At 71.4% G+C, this 5,169-nt stretch carries 7 protein-coding genes; 3 read left to right on the top strand and 4 right to left on the bottom strand.

What is annotated here, in order from left to right; translation table 11 throughout:
* Nucleotides 1–107: 107 nt before the first annotated feature.
* Together C1I93_RS28095 and C1I93_RS28090 are read right to left on the bottom strand one after the other, a co-directional pair.
* A complete protein-coding gene (locus C1I93_RS28095) occupies nt 108–374 on the bottom strand; it encodes a DUF4190 domain-containing protein (RefSeq protein ID WP_111246281.1) in 267 nt (88 codons plus the stop codon).
* 37 nt (nt 375–411) lie between these two features.
* Nucleotides 412–723 carry a hypothetical protein gene (locus C1I93_RS28090; protein WP_146603595.1) on the bottom strand — a complete coding sequence of 104 codons (312 nt, stop codon included), beginning with the start codon at nt 721–723 and terminating at the stop codon, nt 412–414.
* A gap of 467 nt (nt 724–1,190) precedes the next feature.
* Between C1I93_RS28090 and C1I93_RS28085 the strand changes: the two genes are divergently transcribed.
* Both C1I93_RS28085 and C1I93_RS28080 read left to right on the top strand, forming a co-directional pair.
* Complete coding sequence (locus C1I93_RS28085) at nt 1,191–1,388, top strand: helix-turn-helix transcriptional regulator (protein WP_111246279.1); 198 nt, start codon at nt 1,191–1,193, stop codon at nt 1,386–1,388.
* A gap of 131 nt (nt 1,389–1,519) precedes the next feature.
* A complete protein-coding gene (locus C1I93_RS28080) occupies nt 1,520–1,717 on the top strand; it encodes a hypothetical protein (RefSeq protein WP_223256464.1) in 198 nt (65 codons plus the stop codon).
* Between the two features lie 75 nt (nt 1,718–1,792).
* Here the strand turns inward: C1I93_RS28080 and C1I93_RS28075 are convergent, their stop codons facing one another.
* A complete protein-coding gene (locus tag C1I93_RS28075) occupies nt 1,793–3,382 on the bottom strand; it encodes a DUF6194 family protein (RefSeq protein WP_111246278.1) in 1,590 nt (529 codons plus the stop codon).
* 54 nt (nt 3,383–3,436) lie between these two features.
* Here C1I93_RS28075 and C1I93_RS28070 point away from each other — a divergent pair, with 54 nt between their 5' ends.
* Nucleotides 3,437–4,222, top strand: coding sequence for a TioE family transcriptional regulator (locus tag C1I93_RS28070; RefSeq protein ID WP_111246282.1), 786 nt, complete (start codon nt 3,437–3,439; stop codon nt 4,220–4,222).
* 24 nt (nt 4,223–4,246) lie between these two features.
* Here the strand turns inward: C1I93_RS28070 and C1I93_RS28065 are convergent.
* On the bottom strand, nt 4,247–5,169 hold a 923-nt coding region (locus tag C1I93_RS28065), incomplete at its 5' end, for a DMT family transporter (RefSeq protein ID WP_111246277.1).

Genomic DNA, 5,169 nt, shown 5'->3' with positions numbered 1-5,169 from the left:
CTCAGCCCGAACGAGTACGAGGCCGCCTGGCATAGCCGCCAGACCGCACCAGCCGAACCACCTATCGCCACCCCTGCACCAGCCGGCAGCAGGTAACCACCCCTCCATCAAAGCGGGGGGGAACTCAGGGTGAAGATCAGCCAGGGGATGTCGGCCAGGTAGCCGAGGATCACCCCCGTAATCGCCATAGCGCGTCCCGCGAACGCACCGGACATGGTCTCCGGCATCGCCAGGTGACCCAGCAGCACCGCGATGAAGCTCGGGATGCCGAAGAGGCGCGACGCACCCAGCGCGCCGATGATCGCGACGACCATGCTCGCAACCGCCTTCCCGCTGGTGCGGCCGGCGACGTGCACGACGCTCGGGCTGTTCATGAAGTCGCGGTCGTTGGTCGGGTACGGCGATGCAGGTTCACTGGTCGTCCTTCACCGGCTCGGACAGGTCAGGCTTTCGACCCGTTGCCAGGAAATTTGCAATCTCCTCGTCTGGCAGCCCGCGCTGCGCCTCGACCAGCTTGGTGAACAGCAGTTGGCTGATGCCCTCCGGCTGGTCGCACCAGGTGGTGTGCTGGGCGAGCCGCAGCAAGCCCTTGATGCCGCGAGTCAGGTCACCGGCCTGCCGGATCGACAGCGGGAACGCCCCGGCGGGCTGCCGAGCATCGGGGTTGGTGTCGTAGGTCTCCAGCATGACCAGCAGCGGCGCGTCCATCGGCGTGTGCGCCATGTTCAGCGTCAGCCGGAGATGTACGAGTTCGTGGTTGCTGGCGGTGATCGTGACGGGACGTGAGACGTGTGGCCGTGTCGGACGGTCTGCGTTGACCTGACACCCTGGTGTGCACCACCTCGGGTGCAACATGCGGTTGCTCATGGGTCCACTCCTTCGTAGTGGATCTAGGTCCGGGACCAGAGCGGTGAACTCCGGTCCCGGACCGTTATCGATGCATCACTAGTCCTCGTGCGGATGCATGATCGTTACGGCCGATTCGAATGAACCGGACATATCAATCGCATTCAATCAATGCTGTGATGCGAATGGCGGAAGTGAGACAAAATTCGATATCACATGATCGGCCCCCAAGGCCCGGCGACCCTTTCAGCTTCCCCTTGAAGGGTGCCAACCGTCAACCCTTCAAGTTGAAGATCAGGGGGGTGGGCACCCTGAAAGGGTGCGGGTGCCTACTGTCCGGGTGCATGGAGCGTCAGCGGCTCGCTGGTCTGGCGGAGATCGCCGAACTACTCGGCAACGTCTCCCGCCAGCGCGCGTCCGAGATCATCCGACGGCCGACGTTTCCCGAACCGATCGACACCCTGGCGACGGGCCGGATCTGGGACCGGGCCGACGTGATCGCGTGGATCAAGGAACACCGCCCGCACCAACAATCGGATTAGTCGCGTGGTGCCGGGCGTCGCTGGAACCTGCGGGCCGCCCGTACCGGCGGGGGTGGCCGAGGAGGCCGGGTCGCAACCTCACGCGGTTACCGGAGGGAATCCCCCCCCCCCCGACCGGGGAGGGTTGGCCGGTGGCCCTCGCGCTCCTGATCCCGGTGGTGGTGGCCGCCGCGCCGCTGATCACGCCGGGAAGAGCGCGGCGGCCGGTGACGATCGCCTCGGCCTCGGTGCTCGGCGTAGGCGTCCTGCTGGGTGCGGCCTCGGTGGGCCTGTGCTACCTGCCCAGCGCGGTGCTGCTGGCGATCGCTGCGATCCGCCAACGCACCTGAGCCGGCCACCGGCGCTCCGTGCGGACCTGAAGTCGCCCGTGGGTCCAGGCCGGTGCGGTGGCACAGACGCCGCGTTCAGCCCTGCGGGGCGGTGGTCCGCCGCGTGGCGCGCTGGTGCCGGTCGACCGCGCGGGCGTGGGCGACGGCGAGGAGCCGGTCGACCTCGGGCAGCACCTGCGGACCGGGCATGACGATGCTGGCGAAGCCGTACCGTGCGTAGCCGGGGTGGGGCAGGACGGTGTCCAGCCGGGCGAAGTCGAACTCGTGCCGATGCGCGTCGAAGTCGCGGGGTGGGAAGCCGAACAGTCGGGTGAACTCCACTCGGCCCAGGTCGACGTTGAGCCGGAAGACGCCGGGGCGGTCGAGTCGGGAGTCCTCGTCGAAGCCGGGCACGTCGTGCTCGACGATCGTGGCGAAGGGCTGACGGCGGTCCGGACCGACGTGGAAGAACCGGTCGCCCCAGGCACCTTCCGGTGCCCCGTTCTCCTCGCTCGCCACCACCTGTTCGACGCCGGGCAGCGCGAGGATGCGATCGGCGAGCAGGGCCGGGCCGGTGCCGGTCGGGATGTGCAGCACGGCGTCGGCGTGCGCGACGGTGGCCTGGTCCAGCGGGAAGTAACGGTAGTCGTGCGTACGTTGCTCGCCGGACTCCACCTCGGTCGCCCGGACGCACCGGGGCAGGTGACCGTGCCGCTGGAGTTTCCCCTCGTACGTCGCGGGAGCGGGGGCGGCGATGCCGAGCGCGGGGCTCGCGCCGAGGCTGCCGACGACCACCGCGTACCGGTCGCCGAGCAGCGCGCCGACGATCGCGCCGGCGCTGGACCAGGTCACTTCCGTCCCGGCCATCGTCATGGTGCTCGGATCGCGTTGCAGGTGCCGGTTGTGCGCGAAGACGAGCGTCGGCCCGCGGTGCGCCTCGGCGGCGCGGATCGCGAGCAGGTTCTCGGCCATCAGCGCGTCCCGTACCCCGACCAGGTGCGCGAAGCGTTCCTGTCGTCCCAGCGGCGCGGCGGCCGCCGCGTGGTAACGCAGCACCGCGACGGCCGCCGTCGCCCGGACGAACGCCGCCCGCCAGCCCTCGGGTCGCCGGGGCGCGTGCCTGTGCAACTCCATCAGCAGGTCATCGGCGAGCACCCGGAGCCGCTGCGCGTCGGCGGAGCGTCCGACCGACCGGCCCGGCTCCCAGATCGCCGCGGTGTCGCTCCATCGGGCGTCGGCGCCGACCAGATCGTCGATCTCCGCCGACCGGTCCACGCCGAGGAAGTCGCAGACCTGGAGCAGGTAGCGACGCGGACTCGGGGTGCCCTCGATCTCCAGTGGGGCGTCGAAGCCGTGGAACGTCAGGCGCTCGGCGGCCGGTCGTCCGGCGTTCCACTCGCGCATCCGCACCAGCAGGTCGCGGTTGGCCGGGTACGCACCGAAGCCGTGGCTGAACCCCTCGGTGAGCGCGTGCTCCAGCGTCACGCCGTCGGCGCCCCTGACGAAATCGTCGGCGACCAACCCGGCGGCCTGGTCGCTCTCCACGGCGATCGCGCGGTAGCCGTGCGCGGCGAGCGACAGGAAGATCTCGTTGCGGATCTGGAGGAAGGCGGATTCGCCGTGCGTCGGCTCGCCGAGGGCGAGCAGGTCCGGCGGGGCGGCCAGCAGGTCGAGTACGGGCGTCATTCCATCAACCGTATCCTCGAACCACCCGTGGAGACCTGGGAGCGTTGCAGCGCGGTGAATGCCACAAAACCCTCAAACGCCGGGGTACGCCGACCGGCTGACCTGGCCCGTCGGCACGGCCTCTCCGCCCAAACGGTGCGCAACTACGAGCGCGACGGTGTCCTGCCGCCGGCCGAGCGCGCCCCGAACGGCTACCGCCGCTTCACCGAGACCCACGCCAGGGCGTTGCACGCCTACCTCGCGTTGATTGCGGGCCACGGCCACGCGACCGGGGGCGAGATCATGCGCGCCATCAACCGGGGTGAGATCGAGACGGCGCTGCGCGTCATCGATCGGAGTCACGCCCTGCTCCAGCGCGACCGGGAGACCCTGAACGCGGTGGAGGAGGCCGTCACGCTGCTGACCGCGACGCGGCAACCAGCGCAGGGCCGCGGCACGGTGCCGATCAGCGCACTGGCCCACCGGTTGGGCGTACGACCGGCTACCCTGCGCAAGTGGGAGCGGGCCGGGATCCTGCAACCGGCGCGCGAGGCGGCGACCGGCCACCGGGTCTACGCACCTGACGACGTCCGCGACGCCGAACTCGCGCACCTGCTCCGTCGTGGCGGCTACCGGCTCGACCACATCGCCGCGGTGCTGCACCGGGTACGCGACGCCGGCGGGGCCGGACCCCTCGCCGCCTCGCTGGGCCAGTGGCGGGAACGGCTCACCGCGCGCGGCCGGGCCATGCTCACCGGCGCGGCCCGTCTCGCTGCCTATCTCGACGGCGACGACCTGCCGATTTCTGCCCGGCCGACAGCGGCGGCCGGCCGGTCCGAGCCTGACCCGCGCCCCCGTTGACCACGGGTCGGGCCCGGACCGGGGTCAGCGACGCGTCGCGAGGACCACGCCGGCGAGGGAGAGCGCCCCGCCCGCCAGGGCGAGTGGCGCCGGCACCTCGCCCAGCAGCGTCCAGGAGAGCAGGACGGTCACCGGTGGCACCAGGTAGGTCGCGGCAGTGGTACGCCCGGCAGTCCAGTGGGACAGCACGTAACCCCAGGTGAGGAAGCCGATCGCGGTCGGGAACACGCCGAGGTACAGGGTGCCCAGGGTGGCCGGGAGCGGGGCCGCGGCGAGTTCGGCGAGCAGGGTGGGGGCGAACGGCAGCAGGGCCAGGGTGCCGGCCAACGCGCCGAGCCAGGTCATCGTCACGGCGTCCACCCGGGTCAGCAGGCGCTTCTGGAGGAGCACGCCGAAGGCGTACAGCAGGGCGGAGAGCACCGCCAGCGTGACACCGAGCGCGTCGGCGTGCCCGGTGAAGCCGCTGGCGGCGATCAGGGCCACGCCGGCGAAGGCGACCGTCACCCCGAGGCCGAGTCGGCGGGTGAGCCGTTCGCCCAGGACGAGCACCGCGGCCACCGCGACCAGGATCGGCGCGACCGAGACCAGCAGGGCCGCCGTTCCGGCGTCGACGAGCCGCTCGGCGGCGTTGAGCGCCACGTTGTACCCACCGAACCAGGCGACGCCCCAGAGCGCGATGAGGCCGAGGGGCCGACCGGCGCGGTGGCGCGGGTCCGCCGGGGCGGGCTCGGCGCGCCGACTTCGACGCCGGGCGGCGGCGGTGAGGGCGACGAACGCGCTCAGCGCGACGGAGGCCGCCACCATCCGACCCAGCGCCATCGCGCCGGGGGAGTAGTCGTGCCCGGCGAATCTGATGCCGACGAACGCCGACGCCCACAGCAGCACCGTCGTCCCGGCCGCAGCGATGATCGGCCAGTTCCGGGGTTGTTCGGCGGGCGGGGCGGTGG

The sequence above is a fragment of the Micromonospora endophytica genome (assembly GCF_003236305.1).
GTDB classification, from domain to species: domain Bacteria; phylum Actinomycetota; class Actinomycetes; order Mycobacteriales; family Micromonosporaceae; genus Micromonospora; species Micromonospora endophytica.
Note: the sequence above shows the minus strand (reverse complement) of the source record. Positions and strands in the feature narration are given on the sequence as shown.